Consider the following 797-nt stretch of genomic DNA (forward strand, 5'->3'; position numbering starts at 1 on the left):
TTGAGCAGAACAACCAGTAGCTGTTATAGTAGTTGTTAAAGTATAAGTTGTTGTTGCCGTTGGATTTGCTATTGGATTCGCCTTAGTAGCATCGTCTAATCCTGTTGTGGGAAGCCATGAATACGTCATTCCACTTACAGGAGCTGCTCCAATTTCTTTTCCAGAAGTATTAGCTATACAAGTTTTTGTAAAATCATCACCGGCATTAGCCGTTGGTGCCAATTCATCTACTGTGACTACGACTGTATCTTGAGCAGAACATCCAGTAGCCGTTATAGTAGTTCTTAAGGTATAAGTTGTTGTTACCGTTGGATTCGCTATTGGATTCGCCTTAGTAGCATCGTCTAATCCTGTTGTTGGAAGCCATGAGTAAGTCATTCCACTAACTGGAGCAGCTCCAATTTCTTTTCCAGAAGTATTAGCTATACAAGTTTTTGTAAAATCATCACCGGCATTAGCCGTTGGTGCCAATTCATCTACTGTGACTACGACTGTATCTTGAGCAGAACATCCAGTAGCCGTTATAGTAGTTCTTAAGGTATAAGTTGTTGTTACCGTTGGATTCGCTATTGGATTCGCCTTAGTAGCATCGTCTAATCCTGTTGTTGGAAGCCATGAGTAAGTCATTCCACTAACTGGAGCAGCTCCAATTTCTTTTCCAGAAGTATTAGCTATACAAGTTTTTGTAAAATCATCACCGGCATTAGCTGTTGGTGCCAATTCATCTACTGTGACTACGACAGTATCTTGAGCAGAACAACCAGTAGCTGTTATAGTAGTTGTTAAAGTATAAGTTG

General features: G+C 40.3%; 1 protein-coding gene. It reads right to left on the reverse strand.

What is annotated here, in order from left to right:
* Window positions 1-797: hypothetical protein (locus tag FLB_RS14405; protein ID WP_197488959.1), on the reverse strand; the 797-nt coding region annotated here is incomplete at both ends.

Source organism: Flavobacterium succinicans, assembly GCF_001662485.1.
Taxonomy (GTDB): domain Bacteria; phylum Bacteroidota; class Bacteroidia; order Flavobacteriales; family Flavobacteriaceae; genus Flavobacterium; species Flavobacterium succinicans_A.